Source organism: Bacillus sp. EE-W1, assembly GCF_009760835.1.
GTDB lineage: Bacteria > Bacillota > Bacilli > Bacillales > Bacillaceae_G > Bacillus_A > Bacillus_A wiedmannii.
Map to the genome: position 1 here is coordinate 1 of NZ_WIPE01000026.1, position 17,574 is coordinate 17,574.

Genomic DNA, 17,574 nt, shown 5'->3' on the forward strand with positions numbered 1-17,574 from the left:
CCTAACTTCTTTGCTTTCGCTGAATTTTGAAGTGGGGGTCTTACTGCCCGGCGAATAGCGGGATAAATGGAAAAGGAGGAGGAGTATGAGTATAGATAGGCATCACGCACGTAATGCAAAACGCATTTTTTTTGTATCTATTATTGTATGGGTTATTGTCACAATTGTATTAGTGATGGAATATAAAAAAGGGACGCTATTCACTTCGGAGAAAGAAAATTTGAAATTAATAAGTGTTGTAATACCGGCATTTGGATTATTCATATATAGCTTTATGGAAAAACGAAGATCAAAAATACTTAAAAAGGAAATTTATAATATAGAGAATTCTGAATTATTTGAGCAACAAAAATTTGTTGTTCGTAAAGAGGTAGGGATATTTCAAGTAATAACGTACTTTGGATTAGATGGCAGTGCATTAGGTTTTTTAAAAGAAGAGTATGATTTTGTTATTCAACGTGTATGGCAAGTTGTACTTTCTTTTCTTTTAAAGGGACTACATAAGCAACAATTTTATTTATATAATCATTCGGGAGAAAGATTGTTGCGTGTTCAAAAGGAGATGGGAGTACGAAACTTCTATACTTTTTCTAATATAGATGGAAAGAAAATTGGAGAGTTGAAACAAGTACTAAGTTTAACAAAGTGGGAATGGACCTTTTTAGGGATGGATGGTGAAGAAATTGGTAAAGTGGCTGGCGATTTCTCAGCAACAATGCAGAAAATAGATTGGCGAGATGGAACGCATATTGATGTAAAAGAAGATGGTATTCCTTTAGAAGCTGTTAAGTATTTCTCGGCAAGTGGTGGTTCACTTGTTACAGCTTCTATAAGTGAACAGGCAGAATTGCCACGAGCGGTTTATTATAGTGCAGCTGCCATTGTTACAATTAAAAATTAAAATATACATAAAGATAGATGGGATACCATCTATCTTTTTTGTGTGACTAGAAAAGATGGTTTCTTTGAAAAATGTATGCCTTACCTATCACAAAAAAAGCCTGCTCTGTATACATTAAGATGTATGGATGTGTTTTTATACTTTAAAAATAATAGGAGGAGAAGTGTATGTGTTTGTTCGGTAAGTATTGGAAAAAGCTATCGAGATTGTTTAATAGACAATTAGATTATTTTTTAGATAATAAGTTATTGCCTGCTGTGGAGAGACTTTTATTTTCACAAAACTTCGCGAGATTTATTCAAAGAAACTCTAAGCAAGCTACGGAAGAAGTTATTGAATCAAGTAGATTTCAATCTATTATTTGTAACATTTTAAAAGAATGTAATACATCACCTTTTAAAGAAATTGCAGAGCAGTATTTGGGTAAAAACGTAGAGATTACTGTGACAGTTGGACAGTTAACGGGTGTGATTGTAGCAGTTGGTGATGATTTCTTAACACTGCAAGAAGGAATAGGAACAGAAGTTTTATTACCATTTACAAGTATTATATCAATTAAAGAAGTGTAAGAAAGGAGAGTTATATATGTTATTTACTGATGAATTACGTAACCATGTTGGTGAACTAGTGCAAGTTGTGACAGCTGTAGAAATCATTGCAGGCGTTCTTTTATCTGTGACGGATGGGGCAGTAATTGTTCGTACTTCTCCTTCTTATGGACCACCAGAAGATGTAGTTGTACGTATTCCGATTATTGCTTATGTTCGCTTGGAAGGGTAAGCGTGATACAAGTATGAGAGTGTCAGTTGTTATTCCAGTGCATAATGAAGCAAGTACTTTATCAAAAGTTTTAGTAGAAGTAAGGAAGTTGGAACCATATGAAATTATCATAGTAGATAATGGATCGACAGATGGTACGAAAGAAATAGCGTTACAGCTTAATTGCCGTGTGATTTATTATAGATATTCTCTTGGTAATGATGTGGGACGGGCAATTGGTGCTAGAGAAGCAAAAGGTGAAATTGTTTTATTTTTAGATGGCGATATCGTCATGAAAAGTGAAGAATTATACAATTTTATTAAAGGAATACAGCAAGGACATGAGATTGTTTTAAATAATTTAACATGGTCCGTTTATTTGAAGATGAGACCGCATTATACGACGGTTGGAAAATATATGTTAAACCGTTATTTGAACAAAAAAGAATTTGTTGTAGGATCTTTAATTGCGATACCACATGCGATAAGTCGTGAAGTGATTGAAGAACTAGGGTGGTGGAATTTAGCGGATCCAGCACTATTTCAAGCGATGGCGATGTCTAGAGGAGTAGATATTTCTGATATGGCTTCAGTTGATGTCATTTACACAAATAAAGTTCGTCCTGTCCATACGGGCACGTCACCTGGCTCTCCTTATCCGAAAGCGACTAGTCGTATTATGGGTGATCATTTGCGAGCTTTACAATACGTAATCGAAACATACGGTAATCGCGGTGGTTTTTCAGAGGGCAATAAAGATAGGGAGTTTGTAGGAAAGTATAAACCAGTTTTATTACAAAAGAAAAAAGCGAAATATAGTGCCATTATCCCAGTATCAGAAGAGAAAACAACTATAAGGTCTGTTATACAAGAAGTGAAAAAAGCAGGTGTAGATGAAATTATAGTTGTTGTGAATGGAGCTGCCGTAAAGACCATTAAACAAGTAAAGCTAGAGAATGTTATTGTTGTTGAGTTGGATGAAGTGCTTGGGCATAATGTAGCACGGGCGATAGGGGCCATGTATGCTACGGCAGATATTTGTTTATTTGTTGATAGTGATTTTGTTATTCCAGCAACAAATTTAATTCTATTTTTGTGTGCTATTGAAGATGGAAGTGATGTGGCATTAAATGATTTACAGTGTTTATTAGATATGTTTCATCCAGCAGATCCAATTAGCATGGGAAAATATTTTGTGAATTTGATAGCGAAGCGACCAGATTTATGGAATAACTCATTAACAGCAGTACCACACGCTATGCATAAAAAAGTAATAGAGAAAATTGGTTATGATTCTCTTGTGATTCCTCCATTAGCTCAGGTGAAAGCTATTTTAGAAGGATTCTCTATTACAGCAGTAGAGTTATTAGATGTTATAAAAACAAATCGAGTACGTCCAGAGCAACACGAATTTGTAAATGGGCGTATTTCAGCATTTGATCGTATTTTCGGTGATCAAATTGAGGCGATTGCGTATTTATTACAATGTACAGACGAACGCGGTGGCTTTACGGATGGAGATAGAGAGAGATATATCATTCAACAATTGAGAAGGGAAGAAGAGAATACAAATGAATAGTAGTAAAGTAGCTATTATTGGCTTAGGGTATGTTGGCCTTCCTTTAGCAGTCCATTTTGCAGAGAGAGGGCATACAGTACTTGGGTTAGATAAAGATATTAGAAAAATAGAATCAATTATAAAAGGAGAAAGCTATATTCCGGATGTTTCTTCTAAAGAGTTACAAAGTTTATTGGTGAAAAAAAAATTAATAGTGAACACACCGGATCAAGGCATTGCTGATTTTCAAAATAGTGATTATGTTATTGTTACTGTCCCGACTCCGATTAATGAACAAAGAGAACCAGACTTAAGTGCCCTCATTTCAGCCTCACATTATATACAACAAAACCTTCAAAAAGGACAAACCTTCATTTTTGAAAGCTCCACATATCCAGGTACACTCGAGGAAGTTATCATTCCTATTATTTCTCAAACAGGTAAAAAGGTAGGAGAAGATTTCTATATCGGATATTCCCCTGAGAGAATTGATCCGGCTAATAGTCACTATTCTGTTCAAACGATTCCAAAAGTTATTAGTGGACAAACAGAAAAGTGTAAACAAAAAGTTCAGGAGTTGTATAGCACTACATTTGATGTCGTTGTTCCAGTTAGTTCTCCGAAAGTAGCGGAAATGTGTAAGTTATTTGAAAATATTCAGCGCCTAGTCAATATTTCATTAGTAAATGAGTTAAACACACTATGTGAAAGTTTAGGAATTGATTTTTATGAGGCGATTGAAGCCGCATCTACAAAACCGTTTGGATTTACTCCATATTGGCCAGGACCAGGAATAGGAGGACATTGTATTCCAGTAGATCCTTTATATTTCCAATGGAGAATAAAAAGGAATGGGGAAATTAGTCAATTAATTGAGGCTGCACATGTGATTAATGAAGAAATGCCAGAGAAAATAGTCCGGAAAGTAAAAGGCATGGTGCAATCACCTGCATCAGTTTTAATTGTAGGAATTGCATATAAGAAAGATGTAAATGATTTGAGAGAATCACCGGCTTTACCAATTATTGAATTGTTACTAAAAGAAGGATATGAAATCGAATATCACGATCCATATATTTCTTCTGCAAAGTTTGAAGGCAAGGTGTACCAATCTGTTTCTTTGGATGAACATGTCGTTAAACAAGCGGGTTGTATATTAATTTTAACTGATCACTCTAATATCGATTGGAAGCTTTTTAAAGGTATGAAGCGAGTAATAGATACACGTGGAATTATAAAGAAGGTGAGTGTATGAGTAAGAAATGTTTAATTACAGGTGGAGCAGGATTTATTGGTTCACATTTAGCTGAAGAGCTGGTGAAAAGAGGGTATGGGGTTACGATCGTTGATAACTTCTATAAAGGGAAAAATAAATATCATGATGAGTTAATGAAAGAAATTCGAGTTATTCCAATAAGTGTTTTAGATAAAAATTCTATTTATGAATTAGTAAACCAACATGATGTAGTGTTTCATTTAGCAGCAATTTTAGGCGTGAAAACGACAATGGAAAAGAGTATAGAGCTTATTGAAACGAATTTTGATGGAACGAGAAACATTTTACAAGCAGCGCTAAAAGAAAAGAAGAAAGTGGTCTTTGCTTCTACTTCAGAAGTATATGGTAAGGCAAAGCCACCCTTCTCTGAAGAGGGAGATCGATTATACGGGGCAACTTCTAAAATACGCTGGAGTTATGCAGTGTGTAAAACATTAGAAGAAACATTATGTTTAGGATACGCATTAGAAGGTTTACCGGTAACGATTGTTCGTTATTTTAATATTTATGGTCCAAGAGCGAAAGATGGTCCGTATGCAGGGGTAATCCCACGATTTATTAGTGCGGCTTTGCAAGGAGAAGACATTCTCGTATATGGAGATGGAGAGCAGACACGTTGTTTTACGTATGTAAGTGATGCGGTAGAGGCAACGATTCGAGCGATGGATGAGAAGGTAAATGGTGAAATTATTAACATAGGTTCTGACAATGAAAAGAGTATAAAAGAAGTGGCAGAAGTAATTAAAAAGCTAACGAAATCCTCTTCAAAGATTGTTCAAGTTCCTTTTGAAGAGGTGTACCCACATGGCTTTGAAGAAATTCCAAATAGAAGACCAGATGTTGCGAAATTAAGAGAACTTGTTCAGTTTCAAGCAGAAGTAACATGGGAAGAAGGATTGAAAGAAACTATTAAGTGGTTCCGTGAAGAAAATAATGGCTAAGTCACTATCGGTCATTATACCTGTATGTAATGAAGCTGAAACGATTTCAGATGTTATCCAATCGGCAAAAGGATTAAATCCAATAGAGATTATTGTAGTAGCAAACGGTTGTAACGATGGTACAGAAGAGGTTGCTGATCGTTTAGGGTGTAAAGTAATCAAGTATATAGAGCTACTAGGGAACGATGTTGGCCGCGCGATTGGCGCAAAACATGCGATAGGTGATGTATTACTATTTATAGATGGAGATTTTGCTATTCAAACTTCAAAATTACAATTATTCCTTAATCCGATTTTACATGATCAGGCCGACATCGTTTTAAATAATTTGGACGCATTATTTTTAAAGAAACAAAAACCGCACGCCGTGACAGTATGGCGCCAAATATTAAATGCAATGTTAGAGCGTGAAGAATTAAAAATTGATTCCTTATTAGATGCACCTCATGCGCTGACGAAAGAGGTCGTTCAAAGCATCGGATATGAATGTTTTGTTAATCCTATTTTGGCTCATTTACGCCTCGTTCAAAGTGAATGGAGAATTAGTCGGCATTGTGCAATTGACGTTATTACGCCAAATAAATTTCGGCCGACCGAGCATGCTGCGTACGGCACGGGTCTTTCGCAATCTGAAAAACGGATGATAGGTGATCATATAGAAGCTGTAGCGGAGCGAATAGTAGGTAGTGATGAGCGCGGAGGATATTATGATGGAAATAGGAAAAGAGATAGTGTCTATCATACTTTAGATTTCGAAGATCTTTATCAAGGATGGGGCATTACATCTAAATTGTATAAAGGAAAGCAATTATCAGTCATTATTCCTGTACAAGATGAAGAGAAAACAATTGGAAATGTTATAGAAGAGCTTCGCAAAATTGAACCTTTTGAAATTATCGTTGTTGTAAATGGTTCGTCTGATAAAACAGCAACGATTGCAAAAGACAAGGGAGCAACAACAATTGTATATAAAGAAGCACTTGGCAACGATGTGGGACGTTCACTTGGGACTTATTTCGCCAAAGGAGAAATTGTATTATTTATAGACGGTGATTTTGTTATTCCAGCTAGTGAGCTATATCCATTTGCAAAAGCTATTGCAGATGGAATGGATGTCGCATTAAATGATCTAAATCATTATTTAGATTTAAGAGTACCGCTTCATCTTGTAACTGCATTTAAATATGCATTAAATTTAGCTTGTGATAGAAAAGATTTAGGAGTAGGATCTCTTATCGCTGTACCTAATGCGTTTAGCCAGAAGTGTTTGAAATCAATTGGGTATAGGTCTTTATTGTCACCTTGCGTAGCGCAAGTGAAAGCTATTCTTTCAGGATTCGAAATTGCGTGTGTAAGTCGTGTAGAGGTCGATAAGATGAACCGCATTCGTCCCAGTGAACATTTTGCAAAAATAGGTCATCCTCCAGCTGTCTTGCGAATTATAGGTGATCATATAGAAGGATTAGAGCAATTAATTGTATTAGAAGGTAGCCGTGGTGGATTCTATGATGGGAATAGAAAAAGAGATGTTTTAGAGTAGTAACAAAAAAAGTGTACAACATATGTACACTTTTTTGTTCTGTTATAAAAACTATAACAGATTAGGAGATAAGAGTATTACAGCTCTACAATGGGTATTGTTCTTATATTACAAAATAGGACTCGTATATAAGGATACCAAAAAAATACAATTAAGGAAAGGGTTAATTATAAAGACTTTTAAGTGAAGTTAACACTGTGCATATAGTAGTTTGCTCAACATTTCACAAACATGTCACAACTATTTCGTTCACTTTAGCAAAAAAGTAGTATTCTAAGTGTGTAAGCTGTTATATAAAAAATCTTAGTCCTGTACTAATCAAAAATGGAGGAGATTAGGATGACTCAAGTATTAGAAAATGTTAAAAACGCATGGGAAAACTTTAAAGGTGAAAAATGGAAAGCAGAGATTGATGTTCGCGATTTCATTTTAAATAATGTAAACGTTTTCGAAGGAGACGAATCTTTCTTAGCGGGAGCAACTGAAGCAACGAAACAACTTTGGGATCAAGTAATGGATTTAACAACGAAAGAACGTGAAAACGGTGGCGTTCTTGATATGGATACAAAAATTGTTTCTTCTATTACATCACATGAACCAGGATATTTAAATAAAGATATTGAAAAAGTAGTCGGTTTCCAAACTGAAAAACCATTTAAACGTTCTTTACAACCATATGGTGGTATTCGTATGGCGGAACAAGCTTGTGAATCTTATGGATACGAAATGGATAAAGAGCTTAGTCGTATTTTTAGAGATTGGAGAAAAACTCATAACCAAGGTGTATTCGATGCTTATACACCAGAAATGAGAAATGCACGTAAATCAGGTGTAATTACTGGTCTTCCAGATGCATACGGACGTGGACGTATTATCGGTGACTACCGACGCGTAGCATTATATGGTATTGATCATTTAATTGAAGCGAAAAAAGCTGATTTGAATTTAACTGGCGGTGTAATGAGCGAAGATACAATGCGTTTACGCGAAGAGTTATCTGAGCAAATGCGTGCACTTCAAGAGTTAAAACAAATGGCTGCTTCTCATGGCTTTGATATTTCTAAGCCAGCAACAAACACACAAGAAGCATTCCAATGGTTATACTTCGCATATCTTGCAGCAATTAAAGAGCAAAACGGAGCTGCAATGAGTCTTGGACGTACTTCTACATTCTTAGATATTTATATTGAAAGAGATTTAGCAAATGGTACTTTAACAGAAGAAGAAGTACAAGAAATTGTGGATCACTTCATTATGAAATTACGTCTTGTGAAATTTGCAAGAACACCTGATTATAATGAATTATTCTCTGGTGACCCAACTTGGGTAACTGAGTCTATCGGTGGTATGGCATTAGATGGTCGTCCATTAGTAACAAAGAACTCATTCCGTTTCTTGCATACATTAGATAATTTAGGACCAGCTCCAGAACCAAACTTAACAGTTCTTTGGTCTAAACAATTACCGGAGAACTTTAAAAACTACTGTGCGAAAATGTCTATTAAAACATCAGCAATTCAATATGAAAATGATGACATTATGCGTGCTGACTACGGTGATGACTACGGAATTGCTTGTTGTGTATCTGCAATGAGAATTGGTAAACAAATGCAGTTCTTCGGCGCACGTGCAAACTTAGCAAAAGCATTACTATATGCGATTAACGGTGGTAAAGATGAAAAATCTAAAGCACAAGTTGGTCCTGAGTACGCACCGATTACTTCTGAAGTATTAGATTATGAAGAAGTTATGCGTAAGTTTGATATGACAATGGAATGGTTAGCAGGTCTATATTTAAACACATTAAATGTTATTCATTACATGCATGATAAATATAGCTACGAACGTATTGAAATGGCACTTCATGATACAAATGTTCTTCGTACAATGGCAACAGGTATCGCGGGTCTATCTGTAGTAGCAGACTCTTTAAGTGCAATTAAACACGCAAAAGTAAAACCAATTCGTGATGAAAACGGTATTGCAGTTGACTTTGAAATCGAAGGAGATTTCCCTAAATACGGTAACAATGATGACCGTGTAGATGAAATCGCTGTAAATCTTGTAAAAACATTTATGAATAAACTTCGTAAACATAAAACATACAGAAATTCTGTTCATACAATGTCGATCTTAACAATCACATCTAACGTTGTATACGGTAAGAAAACTGGTAACACTCCAGATGGTCGCCGTACTGGAGAACCATTTGCACCAGGTGCGAACCCAATGCATGGTCGTGATACAAAAGGTGCATTAGCTTCATTATTATCTGTAGCTAAATTACCATATGAAGATGCACAAGATGGTATTTCTAATACATTCTCTATTATTCCAAAAGCACTTGGTAAAGAAGATGATGTACAAGTACGTAACTTAGTATCAATGCTTGATGGTTATGCAGTAAAAGAAGGCCATCACTTAAATATTAACGTATTTAATCGTGAAACATTAATGGATGCGATGGAACATCCTGAGAAATATCCACAATTAACAATTCGCGTATCTGGTTACGCTGTAAACTTTATTAAATTAACTCGTGAACAACAAATCGATGTAATTAATCGTACAATGCATGAAAGTATGTAAGTGAAAAAGTGTCCCTCTGCTTTTTATAAATAGCAGAGGGGGGCTGCTTCAATAAAGGAGGAAGTAACATGATAAAAGGAAGAATTCATTCTGTAGAGTCTTGTGGTACTGTTGATGGCCCAGGAATTCGTTATGTCATATTTACACAAGGGTGTTTATTACGTTGTCAATACTGTCATAATGCTGATACGTGGGAGATCGGTAAAGGAAAAGAAATAACAGTTGAAGAAGTAATGCAGGATGTGACATGTTACCTTCCTTTTATTGAAGCTTCTGGAGGCGGTATAACAGTTAGTGGTGGTGAACCATTATTACAGCTAGATTTCTTAATTGAATTATTTAAGAAATGTAAGGAAGTTGGAATTCATACAACAATTGATTCTTCGGGTGGTTGTTATTCTGAAGAACCAGAATTCCAAAATAAGCTAGATATTTTAATGGATTACACAGATTTAGTTTTATTGGATTTGAAACATATTGATTCAAAGAAACACCGTAAATTAACAGGGAAACCAAATGAACATATTTTACAATTTGCTCGTTATTTATCGGATAAAAATAAACCAATTTGGGTAAGACACGTATTAGTTCCTGGTGTTACGGATAATGAAGAGGATCTACAAAAATTATCTAGCTTTATTCAAAGCCTGTCTAATGTTCAGAAGGTTGAAGTGCTACCATATCATAAGCTTGGTGTATATAAATGGGAGGCACTTGGGCATAAATATCCACTCGCGAATGTAGAACCACCTACTGAAAAAAATGTAGAGCAAGCAAGACATATTTTACAAGCAGTCTAATCCAAATATTGGATTAGGCTTTTTGCTTTCTTTACAATAAAACCTAGAGTATGTATATAGAAAAGAGTATACTAAAAATAGAATATCCATATTTTTGTAAGGAATAAGTGGAGAAATTTACATAATTGTAAAGGGAAATCAAAATAGTAAAAAGAATTAAGAAGTAAAAGAGTGAGTATCATGGAATAGAGAACATTTGTAAGTTATTGCGAAAGCTCTTATAGGAAAGTATAATGTAAAGATATGAGCACAGATAGGATTAAGGGGTCAATCTTATATGCTTTGCATATCCACGACAGGTACATAGCTGAAAGAGAAGTATTAGAATCTGTTTATGTAATTTTTAAGGAAAATGTTTTTCCTATTGTCGTATATGCAATATGGAGAAACAATAAGCTAGGAGTGGATTTGTTTGATAAAAAACCCCAAGGTTTTAATATTAACTGCACATTACGGTAATGGTCATGTGCAAGTAGCGAAAACATTAGAACAAACATTTCGCCAAAAAGGAATTAAAGATGTAATTGTATGCGATTTGTTCGGAGAATCACATCCAGTTATAACCGATATTACAAAATATTTATATTTAAAAAGTTATACAATAGGAAAAGAATTATACCGCTTGTTTTATTATGGCGTAGAAAAAATTTATGATAAAAAAATAGCATCTTGGTATGCGAACTTTGGAAGAAAACGTTTGAAATTACTTTTACAAGCAGAGAAACCGGATATTGTTATTAATACTTTTCCGATCATAGCTGTACCAGAGTTAAAAAAGCAAACAGGTATTTCAATTCCTGTTTATAACGTATTAACGGATTTTTGTGTGCACAAAATATGGATTCATCGGGAAGTAGATCGTTATTTTGTAGCAACGGATCACGTGAAAAAAATTATGGTTGATATTGGTGTGCCCTCGGAGCAAATTGTTGAAACTGGAATTCCGATTCGTAGTAGTTTTGAGCTGAAGATCAATCCAGACATTATATATAATAAATATCAGTTATGTAAGAATAAAAAGATTTTACTAATTGTAGCAGGTGCTCATGGGGTATTAGGAAGTGTAAAAGAACTATGCCAATCATTTATGTCATTACCTGATTTACAAGTAGTTGTCGTTTGTGGAAAGAATGAAGCGTTAAAACAGGATTTATTAGGAGTACAGGAAAAAAATCCTGATGCATTAAAAGTATTTGGTTATGTTGAAAATATTGATGAATTATTCCGTGTTACTTCTTGTATGATTACGAAGCCAGGCGGTATTACGTTAAGTGAAGCGGCAGCATTGCAAGTACCTGTCATTTTATATAAGCCTGTTCCAGGGCAAGAAAATGAAAATGCGATGTACTTTGAAAGAAAAGGAGCTGCAGTTGTCATTCGTGATGATAGTGAGGTTTTTGCAAAGACAGAGGCGTTATTACAAGATGATATGAAGCTTCTTCAAATGAAAGAAGCGATGAAAAGCGTTTATCGTCCGGAGCCAGCTGGTCATATTGTGGATACAATTTTGACAGAAAATCATGTAGAACCGAATCATATACCTATTAAATCACCTGCTCTTGCACAATTATTTACTTAATATGAAACCCTCTTTTATATGTTTAAAGAGGGTTCTTTATTGTTTTATAAGATAAAGTAGTAACTTATCCACATGAAGATTACGCTTTCATTAAACAGTAAAGTCGAAATATTAACAACTATATCCACATTGTCCACAATTTTTAGAAAACTATCCACAATTCTAACATTTACTATGCGTTACAACATATAAACTTGTGAAGGATTTGTTGAATTTATTCACAATTCTATAAATTGTGTGGATAACGTTATCCACACAAAAAAGGTTCCTTATAAATAAGGAACCTTTTTGTCTATTCTATCACGTAGAAAAAATATGTAATGAGAATGAATAATTAGGGGGGAAAACTTCTAATTATTCATTCTCACTTTAAATACTTTTCGAGCGATAACCCGCTGCGCGATCTGCTTTGCGAAATTCTCGTTGGTAAAGAACTTCTTGTGTACTAGATAATGTGTTTTTTGTTTTGTCACGTTTCTTTTTATCCATTACAAATCACCTCGTGTCCTAAAGTCACTATCTATCGTTTCCAAAGACATAGGGTGATATACGTATATGGTAAAATGTTAATGATTAATTATTTTTTCTGTAAATTTAGATTATGCTTCTTTTAATTGGTGAGCATCTTGGAACGTTGTATCTCGCATTGTAGCAAGTGTATATTGATCTTTTGGGATTTCATATAAGTTATATACTTCTTCATTTGCGTTAATTTCATCATAAACGGCTTTTCTTGTTTCGTTTGCTAGATTTACATATTGTAGTTTTTCGGCAGCTTTAATAGAACGAATGTTTATTTTACGAATACGCATAAAGATTGTTTCAATATCTAATTCATAGAAAAGTTCACTAAAAAATGAATCTTTCGCCAATTTATTATAGCCTTTTCCATGATAGGGTTTGCCAAGCCATGTTCCGAGAAATCCGGCTTTTTCTTGCACATCAAATAAAGTAATTGTTCCGATAGGGTTACCCCATTCATCTAAAATTGTGCGTGAAATTAATTCCCCACGCTCTTCAGCTTCAATCGTTTGTTTCGTTAAAAATAAATACTCTTCATAAGAATAAGCCTTTTGACGCACAAAAGGGAAGACAGCTGGGTCCACCATTAACTCGTATAGAACGTGGCTGTCGTGTAAGTCGCGTTTTTTCAACATACTAACTCCTCCTCACACGAGGGTAGCATGACGAAAAAACACCCCACCCTCGAAATTTTTATATCAATCTTTAAAAAATTTCGGGGTGGGAATCGAACCCACTAGAACCAGTTTCTAACGCTGGTGGCGCACCATTTGCCTTCCCCATTCATCAATTTGAAAATGATAATCACGACACAAATTGATTATGGTTTCATTCAGTTTATAATCGTATAATACTTTATCTAGTCAAAAAAATAAACTAGTTTTTTTTATTTTTTTTGTAAATTATTTTTCCATCAATCATGGTTAGTACAGGCTTGGCTAAATAATGGAAAGGATGATGAGTCCATAACACAAGATCAGCGTCTTTTCCAACCTCAATGCTTCCAATTCTATCCTCTAAACGTAAATTTCGTGCTGGAAATATGGTGATTCCTTCTAGTGCAGTTTTTTCGTCTAATCCTTCTCTTACTGCGACAGCAGCACAAATATTTAAATATTGAATTGGTGTATAAGGGTGATCTGTTGTTATAGAAACTTCCACACCATTTTTTGATAATATATGGTAAGTATCCCATGTTTTGTTTTTAAGTTCGATTTTAGAACGGCGTGTAAGAGTGGGGCCAACTGAAACCTTCAAATTGTGTTTCGAAAGTTCTTCAACAATAAAGTGTCCTTCTGTACAATGTTCAATACGTAAATCGAGATTGAACTCTGTTGCAAAGCGTAGAGCAGAACTAATATCATCTGCTCGGTGAGCGTGGATACGTACGGGTATTTCGCGGCGTAATGCTTTTAAGATAGGAAGCATTCGAAAATCAGCTTCATGCCCGTAGTGCTGTGCTTCATAGAATGATTCCCGAAGTAATCCCATAATTCCCATACGTGTTATGGATTCTTTTGTTCCATTACTATGGACCTTTTTAGGATTTTCTCCGAAGGCAATCTTTAAGCCGGCAGGTTCTTGAATAATCATATGATCAATACAAGTTCCAGCTGTTTTTATTACACAAGTCGTACCACCGATAATGTTTTGACTTCCTGGCATAACGTGAACAGTTGTGATTCCGTTTTGTACAGCATCTTGAAAGGCAATATCAAAAGGGTGGATTCCGTCCAAAGAACGGATATGTGGTGTTGAAACTTCAGATGTTTCATTTGCATCATTGCCAGCCCAACCAGTACCTTCATCATAGAGACCAAGATGAGTATGGACATCAATAAATCCAGGTAAAAGATGAAGAGCACGAGCGTCTATAACTGTCATATCTTGAGTAGGTTGAATGGAAGGCTTGACCTCGGCAATTCTTTCTCCTATAACGAGTACATCCCCTTGAAATTTTTGGGATGTAATAGGATAGACAATGGCTTGTTTGAGCAATATTTTCATAGGTACCTCATTTCTGTTACTTTACAATGTTAATGGAATTTAAGGGAAAGTAACTGAAAGATTATTTGTGTAATAATGCTCCGGATTCTAGAAAATGAAAGTTTTGAAAGGGGACCCTGTAAAACTGTGTTTTAGAAGTACTACATTGTATGCGAAAGTATATTTTGTAATGCATGGTCTATTGCCGGAAATGTGTATTGATACCCATGTTCAATTGCTTTACTAGGTAATACATGTTGTCCTTCGAGTACAAGTATACTCATCTCACCTAATAAAGTGTGAATCATAAATGAAGGGACAGGTAACCAATGAGGTTTTTTCATTATAGTTGCAATGGTTTCTCCAAATTCCTTCATTCTTATAGGTAGGGGAGCTGTGATGTTAAAAGGGCCATCAATTTCTTCTTTGTGTATGATGAAATCAATTAGGCGAACGACATCGTCTATATGAATCCATGATAACCATTGGTTTCCAGATCCAATTGTACCTCCAATATAGAATTGATAGGGGAGTAGCATTTTGGGAAGAGCTCCTCCGTCTGCGCCTAATACAACTCCAAGTCTTGCGTAGATTGTTCGCATTCCAAGAGAACGTGCTTTAGATGCTTCTTGTTCCCATGAATATACTGTATTTGCTAAAAAGTCATTTCCAGGAATCTCATGCTGTTCTGTAAAAGACTCAGTTTCAGACGTTCCATAGTATCCAATAGCACTTGCGTTAATAAATGTATTTGGCTTTGTACCAAGTGTTTGCAATTGTTTAATGAGTCCTTTTGTTGTTTGAATTCGACTGTTTAAAATGGATTCCTTTTGTTTCTTTGTCCATCTACTATTAATAGACTCTCCAGCTAGATTAATAACTACATCGATAGAAGAGAGGGGGAAGGTTTGTAAATCTGGTGTCCATTGTACATACTGAAGGTTAGGATGGGAAGTTTCAGTAGTTTTGTTTCGAGTAAGAATGTAAACATTATATCCTTTTTGAATAAAAAAAGTAGAAAGGTATTTACCGATAAAGCCGGTACCACCAGAAATTGCGATTCTCACAATTATTTCCTCCTCATTATATATATTCTTGAAAAGCAAAAACGTTCCTTGACTATGTTAAAATAATAGAGAGGTGAGAGTATGGCTGTCATTACAAAAATAGAAGTGCAAAAACGATCGAAAGAACGATTTAATATTTATATTGATAAAGGTCAAGGTGAAGAATACGGATTTAGTGTGGATCAAGTAATCTTAATGAAACATGGATTACAAAAAGGATTAGAAATTGATGAAATAGCGTTAGGGAATATTTTATACAATGAAGAGGTACAAAAAGCATATTTACAAGCAATTTCCTATCTATCCTATCAAATGAGAACAAAAAAAGAAGTAGAAGACTATTTACGAAAAAAAGAAGTGGGACAGGCCGTCATCTCTGAAGTCGTTTCGAAATTATTACATGATCGATATATTAATGATAAAGAGTACGCTGTTTTATATACGCGAACGCAAAGTAATGTGAATCGAAAGGGTCCGACTGTTATTAAAAGAGAGTTATTAAATAAAGGTGTTCAGGATCTAATCATTACACATAGTTTACAAGAATATCCGAAGGAAAAGCAAATTGAGAATGCTTTACTTCTTATAGAAAAGAAGAAAAGGTCTTATCAAAAGCATTCCTTTTTACAAATGAAGCTAAAGTTAGACGAAATGCTTGTTCGTAAAGGATATTCTAGAGATGTGATTCAAATTTGTTTGGAAGAATTGAAAGACGAAAAAGATGACGAACAGCAACAAGAAGCGTTACACTATCATGGGAATAAATATTATGAGAAATATAAGAAGTATGATGGATGGACATTCGAAAATAAGATGAAACAAGCGTTATATCGCAAAGGGTTCTCTATTGATGAGATAGAGATATTTTTGCAGATGAAACGTGAAGAGGGATGAGGGGAATAAGATGAATATGCCAAAGCGCTACAGTGAAATGACACCACATGAGCTAAGGGAAGAAATTGGGGTTTTGAAAGAGCAAGCAATAAAGGCAGAGCAGCTTGGTATTGTAAATGAGTTCGATGTATTAATGCGCAAGATGGCAATGGCTCGTGCTTATATGACTGATATAAACAAATTCCATATTGGTGAGACATATGAATTAGTAGAAGAACCTGGTATATTATTTGAAATTACGTATTTCAACGGGGTATTTGCTTGGGGACATAAGCAAAATGATAATGAAGAGATTGGAATACCGATTTCTTTATTGCAAGAAAAATGAAAACCAGAGAACGAATATCTCTCTGGTTTTCATCTTTGGTAGGCGTTACAGGAGATAGGAGATTCTAAAATTGGCGTTTTTTACATTCATTCGCCAGTATAATGAGAGACTGGGTTTGTTGCGTCTGTCCGTTAACTTGCGCCTTTGCATGTTTCGGACGAGTCCACGTATGGTTAAATAATTCAGAACGACTATCTAAGCGATCACGGTAGCTCATCTTTATCACCTCGTGTAGGAAGTTAATTTTTTAGGTTGTACCTGAACTATTCTTCCTGCTGATTTGCAGCACGCATACGTTCTTGTGGGTGCGTGTTAATTGTGCCGTTAGGTCGTTTCGAAGCGAAGCGTGATTTCGCTTTCGGCTGACCATCGATTTTGCTGTTGTTTTTTGACTCAGACCAAAATTCGGCTTGTTTACCCATTGCGAACGCCCTCCTCATCATCAGTTGATACCTCTTTAAGAAGTATCACTTATAGAATGTGCAAAATAGAGGAAACTATCCTTTAGAAATTAAGGGAATAAATAGGTAAAAGGAGAATAGAACATGAATGATATTCACGAAACATTAACAAAAGAATTGTTAGACAAAAATGACAAACTTTCTTACGCACAAGCTCGTGCGTGGGTTGAATTATTGTGGGAAGACTTTCAAACAACTTATGCTAAATCAGGTCGTTATCAAGGTGATGAAATGACTGAACAAGTGGTACGAACATGGATTAATAATCTGGAGGTCGCCTTCATGAAATGCGTACAAATAATCCGAAATATAGCCATTTAATCAATCAAGAAGATCATTTGAAACATTAAAAAAAGCGACTTAAGTCGCTTTT

Annotated in this window: 18 protein-coding genes and 1 pseudogene; 13 read left to right on the forward strand and 6 right to left on the reverse strand. The window is 35.1% G+C overall.

The window, feature by feature from the left end; all coding sequences use genetic code 11:
* Positions 1-85: 85 nt before the first annotated feature.
* From GFJ36_RS02100 to GFJ36_RS02145, 10 genes are all read left to right on the forward strand, one after another.
* Positions 86-901 carry a sugar ABC transporter ATP-binding protein gene (locus GFJ36_RS02100; protein WP_088609561.1) on the forward strand — a complete coding sequence of 272 codons (816 nt, stop codon included), beginning with the start codon at positions 86-88 and terminating at the stop codon, positions 899-901.
* 167 nt (positions 902-1,068) lie between these two features.
* Entirely contained in the window at positions 1,069-1,470 is a 402-nt protein-coding gene (locus GFJ36_RS02105; RefSeq protein ID WP_000335522.1) for an LSm family protein, read from the forward strand.
* Between the two features lie 16 nt (positions 1,471-1,486).
* Positions 1,487-1,681 carry an LSm family protein gene (locus tag GFJ36_RS02110; protein WP_000899469.1) on the forward strand — a complete coding sequence of 65 codons (195 nt, stop codon included), beginning with the start codon at positions 1,487-1,489 and terminating at the stop codon, positions 1,679-1,681.
* A gap of 13 nt (positions 1,682-1,694) precedes the next feature.
* Positions 1,695-3,239: a glycosyltransferase family 2 protein gene (locus tag GFJ36_RS02115; protein WP_157349442.1), complete on the forward strand. Its 1,545-nt coding sequence runs from the start codon at positions 1,695-1,697 to the stop codon at positions 3,237-3,239.
* Positions 3,232-4,473, forward strand: a complete 1,242-nt coding sequence (locus GFJ36_RS02120) for a nucleotide sugar dehydrogenase (protein WP_075313226.1) — start codon at positions 3,232-3,234, stop codon at positions 4,471-4,473. The genes GFJ36_RS02115 and GFJ36_RS02120 overlap by 8 nt, the downstream gene beginning before the upstream one ends.
* Positions 4,470-5,435: an NAD-dependent epimerase/dehydratase family protein gene (locus tag GFJ36_RS02125; RefSeq protein WP_060486943.1), complete on the forward strand. Its 966-nt coding sequence runs from the start codon at positions 4,470-4,472 to the stop codon at positions 5,433-5,435. The genes GFJ36_RS02120 and GFJ36_RS02125 overlap by 4 nt, the downstream gene beginning before the upstream one ends.
* Positions 5,428-6,975: a glycosyltransferase family 2 protein gene (locus GFJ36_RS02130; protein ID WP_141542761.1), complete on the forward strand. Its 1,548-nt coding sequence runs from the start codon at positions 5,428-5,430 to the stop codon at positions 6,973-6,975. Before GFJ36_RS02125 ends, GFJ36_RS02130 begins: the two co-directional genes overlap by 8 nt.
* A 339-nt stretch (positions 6,976-7,314) precedes the next feature.
* A complete protein-coding gene (pflB, locus tag GFJ36_RS02135) occupies positions 7,315-9,564 on the forward strand; it encodes a formate C-acetyltransferase (protein WP_097889308.1) in 2,250 nt (749 codons plus the stop codon).
* Between the two features lie 68 nt (positions 9,565-9,632).
* Positions 9,633-10,364, forward strand: coding sequence for a pyruvate formate-lyase-activating protein (gene pflA, locus GFJ36_RS02140; RefSeq protein WP_000589742.1), 732 nt, complete (start codon positions 9,633-9,635; stop codon positions 10,362-10,364).
* Positions 10,365-10,776: 412 nt separating this feature from the next.
* Entirely contained in the window at positions 10,777-11,943 is a 1,167-nt protein-coding gene (locus tag GFJ36_RS02145; RefSeq protein WP_157349444.1) for a diglucosyl diacylglycerol synthase, read from the forward strand.
* Positions 11,944-12,312: 369 nt separating this feature from the next.
* Here the strand turns inward: GFJ36_RS02145 and GFJ36_RS02150 are convergent, their stop codons facing one another.
* The 4 genes from GFJ36_RS02150 to GFJ36_RS02165 form a co-directional block, all read right to left on the reverse strand.
* Positions 12,313-12,432: a YfhE family protein gene (locus GFJ36_RS02150; protein ID WP_000358487.1), complete on the reverse strand. Its 120-nt coding sequence runs from the start codon at positions 12,430-12,432 to the stop codon at positions 12,313-12,315.
* Positions 12,433-12,542: 110 nt separating this feature from the next.
* Entirely contained in the window at positions 12,543-13,100 is a 558-nt protein-coding gene (locus GFJ36_RS02155) for a GNAT family N-acetyltransferase (RefSeq protein WP_000914737.1), read from the reverse strand.
* Between the two features lie 241 nt (positions 13,101-13,341).
* Positions 13,342-14,472 (reverse strand): amidohydrolase, encoded by a 1,131-nt coding sequence (locus tag GFJ36_RS02160; protein ID WP_000698306.1) that lies wholly within the window; start codon positions 14,470-14,472, stop codon positions 13,342-13,344.
* Between the two features lie 140 nt (positions 14,473-14,612).
* The gene (locus GFJ36_RS02165; RefSeq protein WP_087982357.1) at positions 14,613-15,518 is read right to left on the reverse strand and encodes a TIGR01777 family oxidoreductase; all 906 of its coding nucleotides are present in this window, start codon (positions 15,516-15,518) and stop codon (positions 14,613-14,615) included.
* Between the two features lie 81 nt (positions 15,519-15,599).
* On the opposite strand from GFJ36_RS02165, the gene recX reads away from it, so the two are divergent.
* Both recX and GFJ36_RS02175 read left to right on the forward strand, forming a co-directional pair.
* Positions 15,600-16,412, forward strand: coding sequence for a recombination regulator RecX (gene recX, locus GFJ36_RS02170; protein ID WP_000268506.1), 813 nt, complete (start codon positions 15,600-15,602; stop codon positions 16,410-16,412).
* 10 nt (positions 16,413-16,422) lie between these two features.
* Positions 16,423-16,740, forward strand: a complete 318-nt coding sequence (locus tag GFJ36_RS02175; RefSeq protein WP_001057030.1) for a YfhH family protein — start codon at positions 16,423-16,425, stop codon at positions 16,738-16,740.
* Positions 16,741-16,804: 64 nt separating this feature from the next.
* Here GFJ36_RS02175 and GFJ36_RS02180 read toward each other — a convergent pair whose 3' ends face one another.
* Positions 16,805-16,957 carry a YpzG family protein gene (locus GFJ36_RS02180; RefSeq protein ID WP_000122093.1) on the reverse strand — a complete coding sequence of 51 codons (153 nt, stop codon included), beginning with the start codon at positions 16,955-16,957 and terminating at the stop codon, positions 16,805-16,807.
* A 46-nt stretch (positions 16,958-17,003) separates the two neighbouring features.
* Complete coding sequence (locus GFJ36_RS02185) at positions 17,004-17,162, reverse strand: small, acid-soluble spore protein K (RefSeq protein WP_000517891.1); 159 nt, start codon at positions 17,160-17,162, stop codon at positions 17,004-17,006.
* 123 nt (positions 17,163-17,285) lie between these two features.
* On the opposite strand from GFJ36_RS02185, the pseudogene GFJ36_RS02190 reads away from it, so the two are divergent.
* Positions 17,286-17,551, forward strand: a pseudogene (locus GFJ36_RS02190) (YfhJ family protein).
* Positions 17,552-17,574 lie beyond the last annotated feature (23 nt).